Here is an 18,568-nt window from a genome sequence, read left to right on the forward strand (position 1 = left end):
TCAAATATTTAGTAGGCCAAAATGTGATTCTGCAACGACTCACATTACTCTTGGATTGATCTAGGGGTAAACTACAAACAAAAAAATAGCGTGAAATACGATTCCACGCTATTTAATAAATCCAAAGCTAAGTATTAACTGTTCGAACTATGCGTATTCCTGCATAAAATCATCAAGGTTGTCATTGATAATTTCAATTTCATCGCCACTAAATTGCGCGATATGAAATAAGGCTTCACCTTCATTGGTGACCGGAATATTACTGTTACCAATAATAATGCCGTCAGATGGTGCTAAAAGCGGGCATGGCTCGCCCCCCAGTGGATTAACGATATTAGCCAATACCTGCCCTTTTGACACCCGCTCACCGAGCTTAAGCTTAATATTAACTAATCCGTCAGCTTCACTGCGAACCCAATAACTGCGGCTAGCATTAACACTGGTGGTGGTTTTTACTTTTCCTTTAAGCATGCCGATGCAACGCATTACATTGATCACACCATTGAGGCCTGACTTAATCGACATGTCGCTGAAGCGTAATGCTTCACCGGCTTCGTATAAAATACAGGGAATATCAAGGCTGTTAGCATAACCACGCATAGAGCCTTCGCGAGCTTTAGATGACATCACTACAGGTGCACCAAAAGCATTTGCCATCGCGAGCATAGTTTCATCGTCAGTATCGCAGCGAATTTGCGGCAAGTTCTCACGATGAATCGCGCCGGTGTGCAAATCGACAATGTGAGTTGCACGCTTAACTAACATACTACTGAATAAATGCGCTAGGCGACTGGCTAAAGCGCCTTTAGCAGTACCAGGAAAACAGCGATTTAAGTCGCGGCGATCAGGCAAATAACGTGATTGCTGAATAAAGCCGAATACGTTAACAATTGGGACCACTAATAATGTGCCAGTTAACGTTTTAGCATTAACACGACCGAGCAAGCGTCGACATATCTCAATGCCATTTAACTCATCGCCATGAATTGCTGCACACACTAATAAAGTAGGTCCCGGTTTAGTACCGTGAAACACTTCTACATGCAAATCCATTGGCGTATCGTTATACAGTTTTGCAGCGGGCAGTTTCACGCTTAGTTGCGTGCCTGCCAATACGCTAACATCACCAATAACAAACGGTTCGTGCTTTTTTGCCATTATTAACCGACTCCTTTAGTCTTCGAGCTAGTAGGCTTAACATTTTTTTCAATAAATTGAATGATTTTTTCTGCCACATCAATACCGGTGGCTTTTTCGATACCTTCAAGGCCTGGTGATGAATTCACTTCCATCACAAGTGGGCCGTGCTTAGAACGTAAAATATCAACGCCAGCAACGTTTAAGCCCATTGTTTTAGCCGCGCGAAGTGCCGTTGAGCGCTCTTCAGGAGTTAGTTTAACAATGCTCGCTGAACCACCACGATGTAAATTAGAACGGAACTCACCTGGTAATGCTTGACGTTTCATCGCGGCAATCACTTTGTCGCCAATCACAAAACAACGAATGTCAGCACCGCCAGCTTCAGCAATATACTCTTGCACCATAATGTTAGCTTTTAAGCCCATAAAGGCTTCAATGACCGATTCAGCTGCTTTACGAGTTTCTGCGAGTACAACACCAATGCCCTGAGTTCCCTCAAGTAATTTAATGACGCAAGGTGCACCGCCCACCATGTCGAGCAAATCTGGTACGTCAGCAGGTTGGTTGGCAAAGCCTGTTACCGGTAAACCAATATTTTTACGTGACAAAAGCTGCAATGAACGCAGTTTGTCACGAGAACGTGTAATGGCAACCGATTCGTTTAATGGGTGTGTACCCAACATTTCGAATTGACGTAAAACAGCTGTGCCATAAAACGTCACTGAAGCGCCAATTCGTGGGATAACAGCATCAAATTTAGGCAATTCTTCGCCACGAACATGGATGCTTGGTGCATTCATGTTGATGTTCATATAACACTTTAATGGGTCAACAATTTTAATTGTATGACCACGAGCTTCGGCAGCTTCTTTAAGACGACTTGTCGAGTAAAGGTTTCGATTTCTCGACATAATGGCGATTTGCATTTTGCTATTCTCCTGCTAAAAACGACTCTGCTGAATTAACCAAAAAACGCCCTTCTAACGCGCGTCTGCCAAGTAACATTCTAAATTTCATGTTATCTCTATTTGTTAAGGTCAGTTCGATGTCAAATTGTTGGTCACCGATAATAATCGGCGTATTTATCACGTAGCGGTTCGTCACATGTCCGCCGGAGTCACTCACAGCTCGACGATCAAATACAGGGAATTCGCACACTACTTCACGGTCCGACTCTTGATCTGGATGTAACCAAACTCGGACCCACTTTTGTTTTTCTTTTTGAAACGGTTTAATTTTGAACGCATGTAAACAGGACGTTTTTGCGCCAGTATCCACTTTGATTTTGACTCTTTCGTTGCCAATCTCAGGAAAAGTGCCCCACTCTCGCCAACCCACAATACCGAGGGAGTGTTCAGTCATGGTCAATCCTTTCTTGTAGAGGAATTTTCATTCCAGAGTGTAATCTATCAATAAAATCTATGTATGATTATGTACTGTTATATCGCCAATCTGTGACTTTGTTGCCATCAATGTGACATCGTTCAATATATTCTCATCAATCAATTGACTAAAGACGGACTGATTTTTAACGTCAGCAAGTCGTACTCATTACATTAACATGTTAATCCAACTGATGGATGAGTCATTGTGAACGAATACAAATTAGGAAAGAATTAATAAGATGCTATACGACAAATAAAAACAACAAGACTGGAATAAAACAACCTTTGAGACAATTTTAACACTAACGCTTTATTTATATCAAACTAACATTAGTGCTTGGGTAAAAATAAAACATCAACTCAGTAAGTTACAAGCTTTAAAATTTGACAACAAAATCATCAAAAACACATATTAACTTTAAAGAAGTACACTAAAATTACCAAGTAAAAATCAAAAAGGCGAAATAACACTCACTTTTGAATGGTTTAATTATCACTTCAACATTTAATCTTGGTTTCACTCGCCTGTCACATTGATTATGATGGTTTAGTTTCTATTTGGGTAAATCCGTTTAAAAGGTATTGCTATGTTTAGCCTCCAAAGTTTTGATTTTTTACATCAGCTGGCCAATAACAACGACAGAGAGTGGTTTAAAGCTAATCAGCCTGATTATGAAGATCGTGTCCGCACGCCAGCATTGCAATTTATTGAATCGATGCAAGGTCCTGTTTTGGGCTTGTCGCCTCGTTTTACAGCAATACCTAAAAAAGTCGGTGGCAGCTTAATGCGTCCACAACGAGACAGCCGCTTTAGCAAAGACAAAACGCCATATAAAACCAATGTGGGTATTCAGTTCCGCCATTTTCAAGCAAAAGATGTGCATGCTCCAGGATTTTATGTCCATGTAGCCAACGACGAATGCTTTATTGCCGCAGGTATTTGGCATCCCGAAGCCAAAGCGTTAAATGCGATTAGACAGTGCATAGATGAAAACCCAAACGGTTATAAAAAAGCTTTAGCCGCATTAAACCAAGCGGGGTTCGAACTCACTGGCGACAGCCTAATTAGGCCTCCACGAGGGTTTGATAAGCAACATCCGTTAATTGACGAACTTAAACGCAAAGATTTTATCGCCATAAAACCCGTCACAATTGAGCAAGTATGCAGTAAAGACTTTGTTGAGTTTTGTACAAAAGAATTTGAGCAAACTCGTTCATTAATGGCTTACCTGTGTTTTGCGTTATCATTAGACTTTTAACATCAAATATTCTAAACACTAGCTCAATATGTCAAAACGATAATTGCGCTAAACCAACGTTTAGCAATCAATAGTAAGCCAGTGAAGAGGTAACTTACTCCACTGGCTTATAATGATTTCGTTTCAAGACATGGTAAACTATTGTCATATTGCATTAAGTTGCACCTACATCGTTGTTATATCGTCATATCAGGTCATTAAATGAGTCAAACACGTTCTGCTCAACCCTTCACTTCCGTGTTCAATGAGACACTTAACATTGAAGCCTCTACACCAGCGCAAAAGCGTGCTCTTAGTTACGCAACTACAATCGAGATGCTGTTTAACCAAGTGATGAGCAGCAAAATGCCCGCGGATAGAATTATTGGGCAGTATTTTCGTGAACATAAAAAACACGGTTCAAAAGACAGACGTGTAATCCGCGAGAGTCTATTTGGTTTATTTCGTTGGTGGGGTTGGCTAAGTCAGTTACAAGCGTCACAACAACACGTGATTTTGTTTAGGCAATTAAGTGCCTGCGCAGCACTAGAGCAGCATACATGGCACGATGTCACCCAAGCGTGGGATGACATCGCAGCGTGGGAAGAAGTATCTAACAGTCAAGCTAATACGATCCCAAATACCGAGAGTATTAATGATAAGTTAACGCTATTTATTGGTTTAACTGGCATGACACAGTGTAAAATCAGCGACTTATTACCCCAATGGTTTTGGCAAACTTGTCCTGTAACAGCTGCAGAAGAGATAGCGGTTGTTGAGGCCATGAGTAGCCGCCCGCCAATATGGGCTCGGACACAAAGTATTTCGACTCAGCAAGCTTTAGTGACATTATCTAACGCGGGTATTGAAGCCACAGCCAGTGAGTTTTTTGCTGACGCTATAAGTTTGGGTCACAAAAGTATTAACCTCAATGAAGTCGACACTTATAAACTCGGCCACCTTGAAATTCAAGATCTTGCGTCGCAAGTGATTGGTCAAATTTGTCAGCCCCAAGCGGATGAGCAGTGGTGGGATGCCTGCAGTGGTGCAGGCGGTAAGACCTTACAATTACGGTCATTGATGCTGCAGAAAAACCCAAATAGTCGTGGCAGTATTATTGCCTCTGACATTCGTAATAAACCATTAGAAGAACTCAACAAACGTGCTAAGCGTGCAGGCTTTAACCATATTTCGGTTTCTACCTGGAAGTCAGATGCTCTTCCCGTTAAAGCGAATGCATTTGATGGCGTGTTAGTCGATGCACCTTGCAGCTGTACTGGCACTTGGCGTCGTAATCCTGATATGCGTTGGCTAGACGATGTTAGTGCTGTCAGTGATAAACCAGTGCTTCAATTGGATATTTTAACTCGAAGTGCTGCTGCCGTTAAATCGGGCGGGCAGTTGGTGTATGCGACGTGTTCGCTATCGCCGAGTGAGAACGAACACGTCGTTGAGGCTTTTTTAGCGCAAACCAATGAATTTGAGCTAATTCAGGTTACACACCCATTTACTGGTGAGTCATGTAAAATGCTCACGATATGGCCGCAACTGGCAGACAGTGACGGTATGTTCGTGGCTAAAATGCGTCGAAGATAAGATCGACTTCATTTAATAACTATTACTGCTTAACAATAAGCAAAAACGCCATCAAGTTGATGGCGTTTTTTATATCTTAATTACTTTCGATGCAATCTTAAAATCAATTCAGCTTCTGCCTTGGGTAGCTCGCACTCTTGAATTAGCTCATCAATACCCGCCCCTAGCGCAACCATTTTAACGGCACGAGAATACAATTTAGCTTGTGGGTCTTGCTGGCTAGATTCTTCAAGCATATCAGATTGTTGAGCAAGCTTTTTTTCTAACTCAACGACTCGCCGGCCAACACCAATTGTTCCGCTTCGCAATTCTTGTAATTCGCGTTTTACAGCTTCACGTTGGCGATCACTTTCTTTAACCAGCACGGTTAATGCGTCGACTTTAGTCTTTAGCTTACGTGATTGTTTTTGTAAATAAACCACCAAACCGAGACAGGCAACTACGGAAACTAGCACTGCAATTAAAAATTCATCACCCATTACATACCTACATTGCAATTACATAAAAGCAAAATAAAAAGCCAACAAACAATGGTTGGCTTTAGGATTACAAATTAAAAATTAAAGCTGTGTTAATTCAACCCACTCGTCATCTGATAATAACTTATCAAGGTCAACCAAAATCAATAATTCATTATCACGATTACTCACGCCTTGAATAAACTTAGCACTTTCTTCAGTACCTACATTTGGTGCGTTATCGATTTCTGAGCGACGTAAATAAACCACTTCAGCGACACTATCGACTAAAATACCAATCACTTGTTTTTCGGCTTCGATAATCACAATACGAGTTGAATCATCAAGCTCTGCTGATTGCAAACCAAAACGTGAGCGAGTATCAATGACAGTTACAACATTGCCACGAAGGTTAATAATACCGAGTACATAATCAGGCGCACCCGGTACAGGTGCTATCTCGGTATAACGCAAAACTTCTTGAACTTGCATTACATTAATGCCGTAGGTTTCATTGTCTAACTTAAATGTTACCCATTGTAATACTGCATCGTCTTTACCCGCAGCAACCGCTGCTACACTTCTAGAATCGCTCATAGTTAACCTCGGTCAATCGAATCCTGACAACCTAAACCTGCATCAAGCATTTCTATCAATGCTTGTACATGCAAAATGCCACACATTTGTTGTTTTACTACCCCAGCAAGCCAAGGACGCTTACCCGGTTTTTCACGCCAATTGACGTGTGATTTGTCTATCTTCACGGCATTAACCAATGACTCACAGGTTAACCCCCAAGAACTATTTTCTAACATAACAAGATATTGATAGTTTACTGTTTCTGCCAGTGCTGGTGTATATTTTTCTGGCATAACCCAAGCACAGGTATCAACCACATTAATTTTACTGTCACGGTGAGTTTGCACTCCTTTAAACCACGACGGTCTTCCAATAAGATGGTTAATTTTCTCTATCTTTATAATGCCACCTAAACTCACTAATGGCACGGCTAAGGTTAAGCCAGCAACATTAAAGAACAATACCTGAAACTCATCATCTAACACTTCTTGTAAATTTTGAGTAATACTCGGCGGTGTCGCCCCTGTTTGAGTTTGCAACACTTCTCGTGCAGCTTTTTCTTCAGCGAGCTTGTCATGTTTAATAATAGCGTCTTTTAATTCAGCTAGCGCACTATTATCAGTTTTTATATCGACTAACGGTTTGATTTCTTTATCCGTTAATGACGTTTTTTGTATATTTGCACTTTTTAGCGCAGGTTGCTCAATAGGTGTCGCCTCGGTCTGGCTTATGGCCTGGCGTACTCTTTCTGCACTGGCTTTAATTTGCAGTTTTATATCAGTATTTTTATCTGAATGTGACACTGCAGATAACAGCTTCTCAAGCGCCAGTTTATCAACTTGTGTTGTCGGTTCAGCAAAACTGCGGGCGACCACTGTTTTTGATTGTGATGCAAATGAAGACTCAGGTTTACTGGTCACATTTAGAGTATCAAGCGCTGACTTACTGTCTACTGACGATTTATACTGACTCGCTGTAGGGGCTGCGACTGACTTAGTTTCAGGTGCTATTGCAGGCTGGGCTGTTGCCGGTTCCTGTAATAAAATACTGAAATAATCAAAAACAGTTTCATCAACCGATTTTGACATGCGAAAACTCCCGAGCGTATAAAAAATCAAGCAGACGATTATATGCTTTGACCCCACGACTTGTCGCAGAATAATGTGACGCGGGTAAATGCGCTAAGCTGGCATCTCTGAATTTGGTATCGACTGGGATCACGTCATTGGGCCACAATGTTTGTCCATATTTGTCTTGTAAAAACTGTAACGCAATGGGTGATGCTTTGGTGCGTTTATCGTACATTGTTGGTAACACAGTATAACTATAGCGAGTCTTTTTAGAACGGCCCATAATTTCCATGGTTTTCACCATTCTCTCCAAGCCTTTTATTGCTAAAAACTCAGTCTGCACCGGAATGATAATATGTTGACTCGCAGCTAAAGCATTAACCATCAATACACCAAGTACTGGAGGACAATCAATAATTGCCACATCATACTTGTCTTCAACTAATGACAATAAATTACGTAACACTAGTCCCATGCCTTCTTGATGCCCTAAAGAGCGGTCAAGTGTAGCAAGTGCCATGTTGGCAGGAATAATATCTAAGCCTTCTATTTGAGTAGATATAACATTTTGCATAATCATTTCTTGAGTCAACGCTTGATGATTTAAAAAAACATCATAAAGCGAACCAGGCACTTCTTCAGAGTCTATACCTAAGTAATAACCCAGTGACGCATGGGGATCAGTATCAATCATCAACACACGTTGACCACGTTTAACTAATGCTCCAGCTAAACTGGCTACGGTGGTCGTTTTACCCACACCGCCTTTTTGATTTGCTACAGTCCATACTTTCAAAAAAAGCCTCTCAACTTATCAATATTCGATAGAATGCTCATTGTTGTTTTTGTTGCTTATCTTCTCGAGTAGTGACTCGAATACCACCATTAGGCAAGCTAATTACTTTAACGCCTTGAGCGTTTTCAGATACTATAACTTCTTGTAATGGTAATGTCTGTGAGCTGTCAGCCGATGGTGATAATTTGTCATTACTAGCCGCTTCCGCTCCAGGGCCAATGAACACACTTTTGGCCTCATCTTTATCGGTTTTAGTAATCATAGCTTGGGTTTGCTCTGGATGCGTTAACAACCAATTGGCAATATTTTCAGCTTGTTCTTCTGGAACCATCAACAACACTTGTGAAGCTTTGAGTTGCTCAATCTCTTTTGAGAGCAAGATCATTTTTCGATGCGAATCGGCATATAAGCTTCCTAACACAACGATGGCGATAAAGCACAAAAATAAGCCTAAGGTCAGCTTAGTGATTAATGATGTCGCAGTATTAGCCACGACTGGTCTCTTTTAAAATAGCATCCGCCATGTTGTCAAGCGCGATAGAATGTACAGCGATTCCTGTCGAGGCAACCGCTTGCGGCATTCCATAAACAACGCAACTGGCTTCATCTTGAGCCCAAATAGTCGCCCCAGCAGACTTAAGCATTCTGGCGCCTTCGCGGCCATCGGCTCCCATTCCTGTTAATACCACAGCCAATACATCACCACCATAAGCCTTAGACGCAGACGCAAAAGTAATATCTACCGATGGTTTGTAGTTCATGTCTGCATTACCAGCCAGTACTTTTAGGCGCGCAGTCATACCCGCACGCTCTAACATTAACTGCATACCACCGGGCGCAAGATACGCACAACCAGAGCGCATTACGTCGCCATTTTGTGCTTCTTTCACTTCAATTTTACATAACGAGTTTAAACGAGCGGCAAATGCGGGTGTAAACGCGGCAGGCATATGCTGAATGAGTACAATAGGATGCGGGTAATTAGCCGGAAATGCCGTCAATACTTTTTGCAGTGCAACAGGCCCTCCAGTGGAGGTGCCAATGAGTAAGACCTTGTACTGCTTTCCACTGGCTCGAATAGTCGACGTTGATGTCGCTACGGGGGTGGATTGTCGCTCAGAAGATGCAGAAGTTAATCCACCTCGTGATGACAATGGTGAACTACTTGTCGTTGGGGTAACGGAGTTAAGTCTTGAACCTAACGGTCGACTAGTCGCTCTTAAACTGCTTTCAGATAAGCTAGCAGAACGGCGAGGTTCTACTGTGTTAGTAGATAAAGAGCTTGGAGTAGATAACGTGCTCGGTCGATACATTCGTCTTCGACCCAACGCTTTTATGCGCTGTTGCAACAAACTAATAGCATCATCTTTATTGGTCGCGATGTCTTCAAAACGTTTGGGAAGAAAGTCGAGCGCACCAGCTTCTAGCGCATCGAGTGTCGCTTTAGCCCCATCATGGGTTAAAGAAGAAAACATCAAAATAGGAGTAGGATTGTTAGCCATAATCTCACGGACAGCACTAATACCGTCCATAACCGGCATTTCGATGTCCATAGTGATTACTTGAGGTTTTAATTTTGCAGCCATATCAACCGCTTCTCTGCCATTCACAGCAACAGCAACGACTTCGAGATCAGGATCTTGATTAACAATCTCACTGACTCGACGTCGAAAAAAGCTAGAATCGTCTACAACTAGTACTTTTATGGCCATTTAATTCCTTAACTTATGGAACTTTTATTTTTATTTTTTGTTTTTAGCGTAATGCTTAAGTAAACCAGGAATATCCAAAATAAGTGCAATACCACCGTCAGAGGTAATAGTCGCTCCAGCCATACCGGGCGTACCTTGCAACATACTGCCTAACGGTTTAATAACCACTTCTTCTTGACCAATAAGAGCGTCAACAACAAAACCAATTTGTATCGTGCCAAGCTGCACAATAACAACATGGCCATGCTTTTTATCTCCATGCTTAAACTTCGTTTTCTTGCTATGAAGCCAATGCTCGAGATAAAACAATGGCACTGCTTTATTACGGAAAATTACCGTTAATTGGCCATCAACAATATTGGTTTTCGTTAAATCTAAATTAAAGATTTCATTAACACTCGACAACGGTAACGCAAATACTTGCTTAGACACATCTACCATTAATGTAGGCATAATCGCCAAGGTTAACGGTACTTTAATCTCAAGAACAGTGCCTTTGCCTTTCATTGAATCAATGTGGACAGTACCGTTTAACTGATTAATACGGGTTTTAACCACATCCATTCCTACACCGCGGCCTGAAATATCAGATATCTCGACCTTGGTTGAGAAACCAGGAGCAAAAATCAGGTTATAAGCTTCGTTATCAGTCATTCTTGATGCGGCATCTTCGTCTAGCACACCACGCGAGATAGCAATCTGTTTTAGCTTTTCTGGATCCATCCCTGCGCCATCATCCTCAATTTTGAGCAGGATATGGTCGCCTTCTTGACTGGCCGATAATGTAATGGTACCCGTTCGCGATTTACCATTGGCTTCGCGAGTAATTGGCATTTCGATACCATGATCGACTGAGTTTCTCACTAAGTGGACTAAAGGATCGGCTAATGCTTCAACTAAGTTTTTATCAAGATCGGTTTCTTCACCAATCATGATGAGATCAATTTCTTTATTTAACGTCCGAGCTAAATCTCGCACAACCCTAGGGAACCGGCCAAATACTTTCTTAATTGGCTGCATTCGGGTTTTCATTACCGCGCCTTGTAAATCTGCAGTAACAAGATCAAGGTTCGCTAACGCTTTAGACATTTCTTCGTCTTCGCGAGTAATCCCTAAACTGACTAAGCGATTACGTACTAACACTAATTCGCCAACCATATTCATGATCTGGTCTAAACGAGCGGTATCAACACGAACGGTAGTTTCGCCTTGTGGTACAGCGTTGGCTTTAGCCGCTGCGGGTACAGGAACTTTGTCTTTGGCGACTTCAACTTTAGGAACTGGAACTGCTGCAGGCGTTGTTTTGGCAACCGGTGCAGGCGCAACTGTTTTTGGCGCTTCTGGTGCTTTAGGCGTAGGATTAGCCGTAACCACAGGAGCTGCTTTAGCAACCACTGGAGCACTGCCTTTACCATGTAACTCATCTAATAAACGTTCAAATTCATCATCAGTGATTTCATCAGAGTCGACCAACGGCTCAACAATAGGCTCAGCCGGTTTAATTTTTTCAGTGACGGTTTCTGCTTTAGCTTTAAACGATCCAGATCCATGAAGCTCATCGAGCAATGCTTCAAACTCGTCATCGGTAATCTCATCACTATTGCTTGATGATGCGCTGGCCGATTTGGGTTCTATGGTGTCTTGTTTTACAGGAGAAGAACTCGCTGATGTAGGGCTTTTACCAGAACCATGTAAGGCGTCTAATAATGCTTCAAATTCAGACTCGTCAATATCATCGATTCCAGCAGAGTCGAGCGCTGGGGATGATTGAACACTAATGTCTTCGACATATTCAGGCTCAGAAATGTCTACAGCTTCTTCAATGATTTCAGGTTCAACTGTTGATTGGCCCATTTCAGACGGTAAAGGAGCACCAGAGCTTAATAATTTGAGTTTTGCTAGTAAGTCTGAATCAGCGGGGTCTTGTTGTTGTCCTTGTTGAGTTTGAGCAAACATAGTATTGATTGCATCAACAGCCTGCAAAATAATGTCCATTAACTCTGCATTGACAACGCGTTTACCTGTTCGTAAAAGATCGAACGTGTTTTCTGCTTCGTGACACACGTCAACCATCGGAGTTAGGCTTAAAAAGCCTGCTCCACCTTTTACCGTGTGGAATCCACGAAAAATAGCATTAAGTAAATCACCGTCATCAGGATTATTTTCAAGAGCGACCAACTGCTCTTGTAGAAGCTCTAAAATCTCACCAGCTTCAATTAAAAAGTCCTGGAGTATCTCTTCATCAACATCAAATGACATTAAATTGACTCCTAATTAGAAACCCAGACTTGATAGCAGATCATCAACTTCATCCTGACCCGTGACCACGTCTTCACGTAACTCAGCGTTCATGATTGGGCCTTCTGCCTCTATCTTATTATCTTTGACTGCAGGTAATGACTCAGTAGTATGTTCACCGAAGACGGTCAACATTGACACTAAATTACTCTCTACTTCGCGCACTAGTTCAATCACTCGGCGGATCATCTGACCGGTTAAATCTTGGAAGTCCTGCGCCATCAATATTTGATTGAGCAATTCACGAAGACGGTTAGAGTCATGCTCGCTATTAGACATAAACTGCTGAACATCATGGCAAAGTGATTTAAACTCACCTAACTCGATGTCACGACGCATCAGTTTATCCCACATAGGCGTTACAGATTGAATGTTGCTTATAATGGTATCGGCCAAAGGCAAACATTCTTCAACCGCATCCATGGTTTTATTAGCAGCCTGCTCTGTCATGTCAATAACGTAGTTCAATCGTTCCTTAGCATCCGGTATTTCGGTGTTAGCTAATTCAGATAATCGGTTATCGACTTGAAAATCTTTTAGTGCGCTATGCAATTGGCGAGTGAGCTTACCGACTTCTTCAAACAGCTCACGCTGCAGAGGAGTCGCTAGATCTCTAATTAATTCGTCAGCTTTATCTTGCTCTCCCGCCGATAGCAGTTCAACAAGTTGCTGGGCCTGTTCGAGAGTAATTAACCCCGATATTGATGCCTGCATGACTTATCCTTGCTTATGCGAGTCGTTCAAAGATTTTATCTAACTTTTCTTTTAACGTAGCGGCTGTGAACGGTTTAACAACATAACCGTTAACACCAGCTTGGGCCGCAGCAATGATTTGTTCACGCTTAGCTTCAGCGGTAACCATTAATACGGGTAAATGTTTTAGTGAATCATCTGCACGGATTGCTCGAAGTAAATCAATACCCTGCATTCCCGGCATGTTCCAGTCGGTTACAACAAAGTCAAAATCACCTTTTTGTAACATAGGTAGGGCTGTTGAGCCATCATCTGCTTCTTGGGTATTATTAAATCCCAAGTCTCGCAACAAGTTCTTAATGATACGTCTCATTGTTGAAAAATCGTCAACAATAAGAATCTTCATATTCTTGTCCAAGGTTTCCTCCGGTGAGCTGACACTCGTTTGCTCTATAATTAGTTATTATTCTTGTGTCCAATGCTTGAGTTTGGCTTTTAGTCTGAGCATAGCCTGACTTAATATCTGGCTAACTCGCGACTCACTTACCTCAAGGATGGCACCAATTTCTTTTAAGTTTAATGCTTCGTCATAATATAACGACAGCACTAAAGCATCTCTTTCTGGCAAGGTTTTGATTGCTTCAACCAATGCAGATTGGAACTGAGTCTCGGCTAGAGAATCAAAAGCTTCATCAGGTGATTCATCGTCTGTGGTTAACACATCTTGTGAAACACCAAGGTCTTCTATGCCTATGATTTTACCGACAGAAACATCATTTAAGATATGATGGTACTCATCGAGAGACATATCAAGTTTTTCAGCAATTTCTGTGTCTCGTGCATCACGCCCTAACTCTTGTTCAAGTTCGTCAATGACATGGGCTACACGGCGATTATTACGATGAACTGAGCGCGGAACCCAGTCACCGCGGCGAATTTCGTCAATCATTGCGCCACGAATACGAATGCCAGCAAAGGTTTCAAATTTAGCGCCTTTGTTGCCATCAAATTTTGATGAAGCTTCAAGAAGCCCCATCATACCTGCTTGTAATAAATCATCCAGTTGCACTGATGCTGGCAGCCTTGCCAACATATGATGAGCAATGCGTTTCACCAACGGTGCATACTGTTCAACAATCGATGTTTTGTTATCGAACTGAGTATACGCTGCGGCTTTATTCACTCGCTCTTCCTTCTTCAACTGGTTTACGTTGCACTAAGCGTTCAACAAAAAACTCTAAATGACCACCGGGTTGCTGCGGCACTGGCCAAGTCATAATCTTATTGGCTAGACCATGATAAGCAATCGCAGAAGGCGACTTTGGAAAAGCCTCTACAACGAGTTTTTGTTTACGAACCGCTTTGCGTAAATTTTCATCAAAAGGAACGGTGGCTACTAGTTCTAAAGCCACATCTAAAAATCTATCAGTCACTTTACTCAGTTTAGCAAATAATTCCATGCCTTCGCGTAAACTGCGCACCATATTTGCCACAATTTTGAAGTGGAACACACCGTGCTCACGACTTAAAATTTTGATCAGTGCATAAGCATCGGTAATTGATGTAGGTTCATCACAAACAACAATTAATACATCTTGCGACGCACGCGAAAAACTCAGCACCATGTCAGAAATACCCGCCGCAGTATCAACAATTAGAATGTCGAACTGAGTACGCATTTCACTAAAGGCGCGGATTAAACCTGCATGCTGTGCTTGGGTTAATTCAACCATAGCTTGAGAACCAGATGTTGCTGGCACAATGCCGATGCCTTTTGGTCCGCGTACGATGATGTCATCTAATTCGGCATCACCAGACAAAACATGAGATAAATTTTTCTCAGCACGGATCCCTAGCATCACATCAACGTTGGCTAAACCTAAGTCAGCATCAAGCACCAGTACACGTTTGCCTTTTTCAGCTAATGCGACTGCAGTATTAATTGACACGCTTGTTTTACCGACTCCGCCTTTACCGCCGGATACGGCAATTACTTTAACTTTATCGTTATTTGGTTGATTCATCATACGTAAACCACTTGCTTGATCCCGAGTCATATCTTTACTCAAATGCATAGGCAGTGTCATTCGACCATGCCGTGTCTTGTGACGTTGGTTGTTCTGTTTCGTTTAATGCTGCTAATGCTTGCTTGGCTAATTCTAGTGTATCAGCCACTTTCATGTCTTCTGGAACACGTTGACCGTCAGTGACATAACTTAATGGTAACTCATTTTGAATCAATACGCTCAATGCACCTGCAATTGATACTGATTCATCTAATTTAGTCAAAATAGCACCCGATAACGGAATACGTTTAAAATGTTCTACTGCATCTTGCAGTACACGACGCTGACCAGTGGCAGACATGACTAAATAACTACGGATTGGGATCCTACTATTTGCTGTCAAATTATCAAGTTGCTGATAAAGACGCATATCACGTTGTCCCATCCCCGCAGTATCGATTAACACTAGCTTGCGATTTCTAAATTGATATAAAATTTGCTCTAATTCACTTAAATCATGTGCTTGCTTAACAGGGCAGCCCATAATTTTACCATATGTCGCTAATTGCTCATATGCCCCAATTCGATAATGATCAGTTGTAATCAATGCGACTTGTTCAGGACCATGATGTGCAGCAAATCGCGCGGCAATTTTAGCCAAAGAAGTCGTTTTACCAACACCTGTCGGGCCAACAAAAGCGACTACACCACCACGTTTAACAATATCATCCCCTTGATTATCAAGTAAGTTTGCTAAGCTTTGTGGTAATGCTCTCACTAAGTCCGCAGGCGAGTAGTGCTGGCTCAACCCTGCTAGTTTAGCAGCAACCGCCGGAGAAAACTCAGCGGCGACTAATTTACTTTCTAACATGGCGCCAACAGGATCAGAACGCTTTTTGTGATCTTTCATTAAAGAAGATACCTGGTGGGTAAGTAAGCTTCTTAACGATGCCATTTCCTCACGTAATGAGTCTAGCTCAGCAGATTGATTTTTATTATTTTTATTTGGTTTTTCTTGATGATTTATCTGTGGCGCACTTGGGGTAGGCTTAGCCGATTTAGCCCCTTGTAATTGTCGAGCCCATTCCGGTAACTCTGGCTCATCTTGATGCACAGACATTTGTTGTGCCATGCGATTATGTTGTTTTTCCAGTAATGCTTGTAATGAGTCAGCAGCTGGCGGCGGGCTTACTTTTGAATGCGCTTTAACAGCTGGTTTAGCCCCCAACGAGACTCTGTCTTCACTCACATCCATAAAGCTGTTCGTTGGCGCTTGCGACGCGATAGCAGCCTTTGGCTCGTCATAATCAACCGCAGCAACAATTTCGATGCCACCTGCGACTTTTTTATTAGACATAATGACAGCGTCAGACCCTAGGGTGTCTTTAACTTGTGCCAATGCTGCACGCATATCTTTGGCAAAAAATCGTTTAATTTTCACGTACGCACCTCTTTAACTGACGTTATCACTATTGACCTACAGCAGAAACAATTCTGATTTGTTTCTCATCGGGGATCTCTTGGTAAGAAATCACCCGTAAATTTGGAATAGTGTATTTAACAAATCGTGACAAAGTGGATCTTAGCATGCCAGATGTCAATAATATGGCTGGTTGCCCTACCATTTCTTGCTTCTGTGCAGCGTCTAAAAGTGACTGCTGCATGCGTTCTGCTAGGCCGGGTTCAATATTTGGCCCTTCTCCACCTGTCGCCTGCATAGACTTATGCAACATCTGTTCCAACTCAGGCGCCAATGTAATGACAGGAATTTCAAGTTCTGGTCCAGATATCTCCTGGACTATCATGCGTTTTAAGGCAATACGAACCGCTGCGGTCAAGACTTCAGTGTCATTACTCTTATTACCGTACTCTAATAACGTTTGGACTATTGTGCGTAAATCACGAACCGATACGCCCTCGTTTAATAAGTTCTGCATCACCTTAACCACAGAACCCAAAGGCATAATGTCGGGAACAAAACCATCGACTAATTTTGGTGAATTCTTTGCCAGCATATCCATTAATTGCTGCACTTCTTCGTAGCCCAACAGTTTAGCGGCATTATTGCTTAATAATTGGCTAATATGGGTTGCGACAACTGTAGCGGTATCAACCACTGTATAACCTAATGTCTGTGCATGCTCGCGTTGCTCTGGCGAAATCCATACAGCTTCTAAACCAAATGCTGGATCGCGAGTTTCGATACCATCTAACTTGCCATAAACTTGACCAGGGTTAATCGCTAGCTCACAGTCATGTCTCACTTCAGCTTCGCCAACTACGACTCCCATCAATGAAATACGATAAGCATTGGGGGATAAGTCTAGATTGTCACGAATATGCACTGCAGGCACTAAAAATCCTAACTCTTGAGATAATTTTTTACGAACACCCTTGATTCGACCTAATAATTCGCCACCTTGTGATTTATCAACTAACGGAATTAATCGATACCCAACTTCAAGCCCGATGGTGTCAACATGACGCACATCATCCCAGCTTAAATCCTTAGGTTCTTTGTCTTTCGTTTCAGCAGGGCCTTTAGTCGCGACGACTAACGCGGCTTGTTTTCTATCGACATTACGTTTGTAAACAAAATAAGCTGCGCCGGCGGTGATAAATGCAAAAGTTAAAAATGCCACGTGAGGCATACCAGGTACAATACCCATAATAAACAGCAGACCTGCAGCAATCGCTAAAGACTTATGGTTGTCAAACATCTGAGTCATCATCATCTGGCCCATATCACCAGATTCATTTTGACGCGTTACCATTAAGGCCGCGGCAATAGACAATAGTAAGCCAGGTATTTGCGCCACTAAACCATCACCAATAGTCAATAAAGTATAAATTTCTACCGCACTAGAAAAATCAAGATCATGCTGCACAATACCAATAACAAAACCACCGAGGATGTTAATCACTAGAATCATAATACCGGCAATTGCATCACCTTTAACAAACTTCGACGCACCGTCCATAGCGCCATAAAAGTCTGCTTCACGGGTCACTTCAGCACGGCGAATACGTGCTTGATCTTGAGTAAGTGTTCCTGCATTTAAGTCAGCATCAATAGCCATTTGTTTGCCTGGCATTGCATCCAAGGTAAAGCGAGCGCTCACCTCTGCAATACGCCCAGCACCTTTAGTCACTACTGCAAAGTTAATGATAATAAGGATAATGAACACGACCAAACCAACGGCATAATTACCGCCAATCACCACAGAACCGAAGGCTTCAATGACCTTACCCGCTGCGTCACCGCCATTGTGACCTTCTAATAATACGATTCGAGTTGAGGCTACGTTTAACGCTAGTCGTAACAAGGTCGCGACCAGCAACACGGTAGGAAAGGCAGCAAAATCAAGCGGTCTGTCGGTATAAATCGCGACGAGCAAAACCACTAACGCTAAAGCAATATTGAAAGAAAACAAGATATCTAGCAAAAATGGTGGGATCGGTAAAATAACCATCCCTAATGCAGCCAATACTAATACAGGTGTACCGATACCTTTAAAAGTTGATGGTCTTATTTGTTTAAATTGCCCAAAGGCTGCTTTTGCATCCATATTTAGATGAACCCTTTCTGTCAGTCTA

The 18,568-nt window shown here is 42.2% G+C and carries 18 protein-coding genes; 2 read left to right on the top strand and 16 right to left on the bottom strand.

Annotation, left to right across the window (positions count from 1 at the left end):
• Positions 1-147 precede the first annotated feature (147 nt).
• Genes IEY40_RS18565 through IEY40_RS18575 form a run of 3 tightly spaced genes read right to left on the bottom strand, consistent with a single transcriptional unit; the run spans position 148 to position 2,502 of the window.
• Positions 148-1,158: a succinylglutamate desuccinylase/aspartoacylase family protein gene (locus IEY40_RS18565; protein WP_188958867.1), complete on the bottom strand. Its 1,011-nt coding sequence runs from the start codon at positions 1,156-1,158 to the stop codon at positions 148-150.
• Positions 1,159-1,160: 2 nt separating this feature from the next.
• The gene (rimK, locus tag IEY40_RS18570) at positions 1,161-2,066 is read right to left on the bottom strand and encodes a 30S ribosomal protein S6--L-glutamate ligase (RefSeq protein WP_188958869.1); all 906 of its coding nucleotides are present in this window, start codon (positions 2,064-2,066) and stop codon (positions 1,161-1,163) included.
• A 4-nt stretch (positions 2,067-2,070) separates the two neighbouring features.
• On the bottom strand, positions 2,071-2,502 hold the full coding sequence (locus IEY40_RS18575) for an ATP-dependent zinc protease family protein (RefSeq protein WP_188958870.1): 432 nt from the start codon (positions 2,500-2,502) through the stop codon (positions 2,071-2,073).
• Positions 2,503-3,112: 610 nt separating this feature from the next.
• On the opposite strand from IEY40_RS18575, the gene IEY40_RS18580 reads away from it, so the two are divergent.
• Positions 3,113-3,784, top strand: coding sequence for a DUF2461 domain-containing protein (locus IEY40_RS18580; protein WP_188958871.1), 672 nt, complete (start codon positions 3,113-3,115; stop codon positions 3,782-3,784).
• A 201-nt stretch (positions 3,785-3,985) separates the two neighbouring features.
• Complete coding sequence (locus IEY40_RS18585; protein WP_188958872.1) at positions 3,986-5,359, top strand: RsmB/NOP family class I SAM-dependent RNA methyltransferase; 1,374 nt, start codon at positions 3,986-3,988, stop codon at positions 5,357-5,359.
• An 80-nt stretch (positions 5,360-5,439) separates the two neighbouring features.
• Here the strand turns inward: IEY40_RS18585 and IEY40_RS18590 are convergent, their stop codons facing one another.
• From IEY40_RS18590 to flhA, 13 genes are all read right to left on the bottom strand, one after another.
• A complete protein-coding gene (locus tag IEY40_RS18590) occupies positions 5,440-5,838 on the bottom strand; it encodes a DUF2802 domain-containing protein (RefSeq protein ID WP_188958873.1) in 399 nt (132 codons plus the stop codon).
• Positions 5,839-5,919: 81 nt separating this feature from the next.
• Positions 5,920-6,414 (bottom strand): chemotaxis protein CheW, encoded by a 495-nt coding sequence (locus tag IEY40_RS18595; protein WP_188958874.1) that lies wholly within the window; start codon positions 6,412-6,414, stop codon positions 5,920-5,922.
• Positions 6,415-6,416: 2 nt separating this feature from the next.
• Complete coding sequence (locus IEY40_RS18600) at positions 6,417-7,484, bottom strand: chemotaxis protein CheW (protein WP_188958876.1); 1,068 nt, start codon at positions 7,482-7,484, stop codon at positions 6,417-6,419.
• A complete protein-coding gene (locus IEY40_RS18605; RefSeq protein WP_188958878.1) occupies positions 7,468-8,262 on the bottom strand; it encodes a ParA family protein in 795 nt (264 codons plus the stop codon). The genes IEY40_RS18600 and IEY40_RS18605 overlap by 17 nt, the downstream gene beginning before the upstream one ends.
• 37 nt (positions 8,263-8,299) lie before the next feature.
• Complete coding sequence (locus tag IEY40_RS18610) at positions 8,300-8,755, bottom strand: membrane anchored protein in chemotaxis locus (protein ID WP_229777162.1); 456 nt, start codon at positions 8,753-8,755, stop codon at positions 8,300-8,302.
• Entirely contained in the window at positions 8,748-9,974 is a 1,227-nt protein-coding gene (locus tag IEY40_RS18615) for a protein-glutamate methylesterase/protein-glutamine glutaminase (RefSeq protein ID WP_188958880.1), read from the bottom strand. Before IEY40_RS18615 ends, IEY40_RS18610 begins: the two co-directional genes overlap by 8 nt.
• Positions 9,975-10,004: 30 nt before the next feature.
• Complete coding sequence (locus IEY40_RS18620; RefSeq protein WP_188958882.1) at positions 10,005-12,233, bottom strand: chemotaxis protein CheA; 2,229 nt, start codon at positions 12,231-12,233, stop codon at positions 10,005-10,007.
• A gap of 15 nt (positions 12,234-12,248) precedes the next feature.
• Positions 12,249-12,986 carry a protein phosphatase CheZ gene (locus IEY40_RS18625; RefSeq protein WP_188958884.1) on the bottom strand — a complete coding sequence of 246 codons (738 nt, stop codon included), beginning with the start codon at positions 12,984-12,986 and terminating at the stop codon, positions 12,249-12,251.
• Between the two features lie 13 nt (positions 12,987-12,999).
• Positions 13,000-13,383 carry a chemotaxis response regulator CheY gene (cheY, locus tag IEY40_RS18630; protein ID WP_011919599.1) on the bottom strand — a complete coding sequence of 128 codons (384 nt, stop codon included), beginning with the start codon at positions 13,381-13,383 and terminating at the stop codon, positions 13,000-13,002.
• A 45-nt stretch (positions 13,384-13,428) separates the two neighbouring features.
• Positions 13,429-14,148: an RNA polymerase sigma factor FliA gene (locus tag IEY40_RS18635; protein ID WP_188958886.1), complete on the bottom strand. Its 720-nt coding sequence runs from the start codon at positions 14,146-14,148 to the stop codon at positions 13,429-13,431.
• Positions 14,141-15,022, bottom strand: coding sequence for a MinD/ParA family protein (locus tag IEY40_RS18640; protein ID WP_229777163.1), 882 nt, complete (start codon positions 15,020-15,022; stop codon positions 14,141-14,143). The genes IEY40_RS18635 and IEY40_RS18640 overlap by 8 nt, the downstream gene beginning before the upstream one ends.
• Positions 15,023-15,026: 4 nt before the next feature.
• Positions 15,027-16,412, bottom strand: a complete 1,386-nt coding sequence (gene flhF / locus IEY40_RS18645; protein WP_188958888.1) for a flagellar biosynthesis GTPase FlhF — start codon at positions 16,410-16,412, stop codon at positions 15,027-15,029.
• A 28-nt stretch (positions 16,413-16,440) separates the two neighbouring features.
• Positions 16,441-18,540, bottom strand: coding sequence for a flagellar biosynthesis protein FlhA (flhA, locus tag IEY40_RS18650; protein ID WP_188958890.1), 2,100 nt, complete (start codon positions 18,538-18,540; stop codon positions 16,441-16,443).
• Positions 18,541-18,568 lie beyond the last annotated feature (28 nt).

The organism is Shewanella ulleungensis, from assembly GCF_014648315.1.
GTDB lineage: Bacteria > Pseudomonadota > Gammaproteobacteria > Enterobacterales > Shewanellaceae > Shewanella > Shewanella ulleungensis.

Bases quoted from the DNA above. Each gene is read 5' to 3' on its own strand.
- IEY40_RS18565 (WP_188958867.1), bottom strand. From the start codon at position 1,158: ATGGCAAAAAAGCACGAACCGTTTGTTATTGGTGATGTTAGCGTATTG.
- rimK (WP_188958869.1), bottom strand. From the start codon at position 2,066: ATGCAAATCGCCATTATGTCGAGAAATCGAAACCTTTACTCGACAAGT.
- IEY40_RS18575 (WP_188958870.1), bottom strand. From the start codon at position 2,502: ATGACTGAACACTCCCTCGGTATTGTGGGTTGGCGAGAGTGGGGCACT.
- IEY40_RS18580 (WP_188958871.1), top strand. From the start codon at position 3,113: ATGTTTAGCCTCCAAAGTTTTGATTTTTTACATCAGCTGGCCAATAAC.
- IEY40_RS18585 (WP_188958872.1), top strand. From the start codon at position 3,986: ATGAGTCAAACACGTTCTGCTCAACCCTTCACTTCCGTGTTCAATGAG.
- IEY40_RS18590 (WP_188958873.1), bottom strand. From the start codon at position 5,838: ATGGGTGATGAATTTTTAATTGCAGTGCTAGTTTCCGTAGTTGCCTGT.
- IEY40_RS18595 (WP_188958874.1), bottom strand. From the start codon at position 6,414: ATGAGCGATTCTAGAAGTGTAGCAGCGGTTGCTGCGGGTAAAGACGAT.
- IEY40_RS18600 (WP_188958876.1), bottom strand. From the start codon at position 7,484: ATGTCAAAATCGGTTGATGAAACTGTTTTTGATTATTTCAGTATTTTA.
- IEY40_RS18615 (WP_188958880.1), bottom strand. From the start codon at position 9,974: ATGGCCATAAAAGTACTAGTTGTAGACGATTCTAGCTTTTTTCGACGT.
- IEY40_RS18620 (WP_188958882.1), bottom strand. From the start codon at position 12,233: ATGTCATTTGATGTTGATGAAGAGATACTCCAGGACTTTTTAATTGAA.
- IEY40_RS18625 (WP_188958884.1), bottom strand. From the start codon at position 12,986: ATGCAGGCATCAATATCGGGGTTAATTACTCTCGAACAGGCCCAGCAA.
- IEY40_RS18640 (WP_229777163.1), bottom strand. From the start codon at position 15,022: ATGACTCGGGATCAAGCAAGTGGTTTACGTATGATGAATCAACCAAAT.
- flhA (WP_188958890.1), bottom strand. From the start codon at position 18,540: ATGGATGCAAAAGCAGCCTTTGGGCAATTTAAACAAATAAGACCATCA.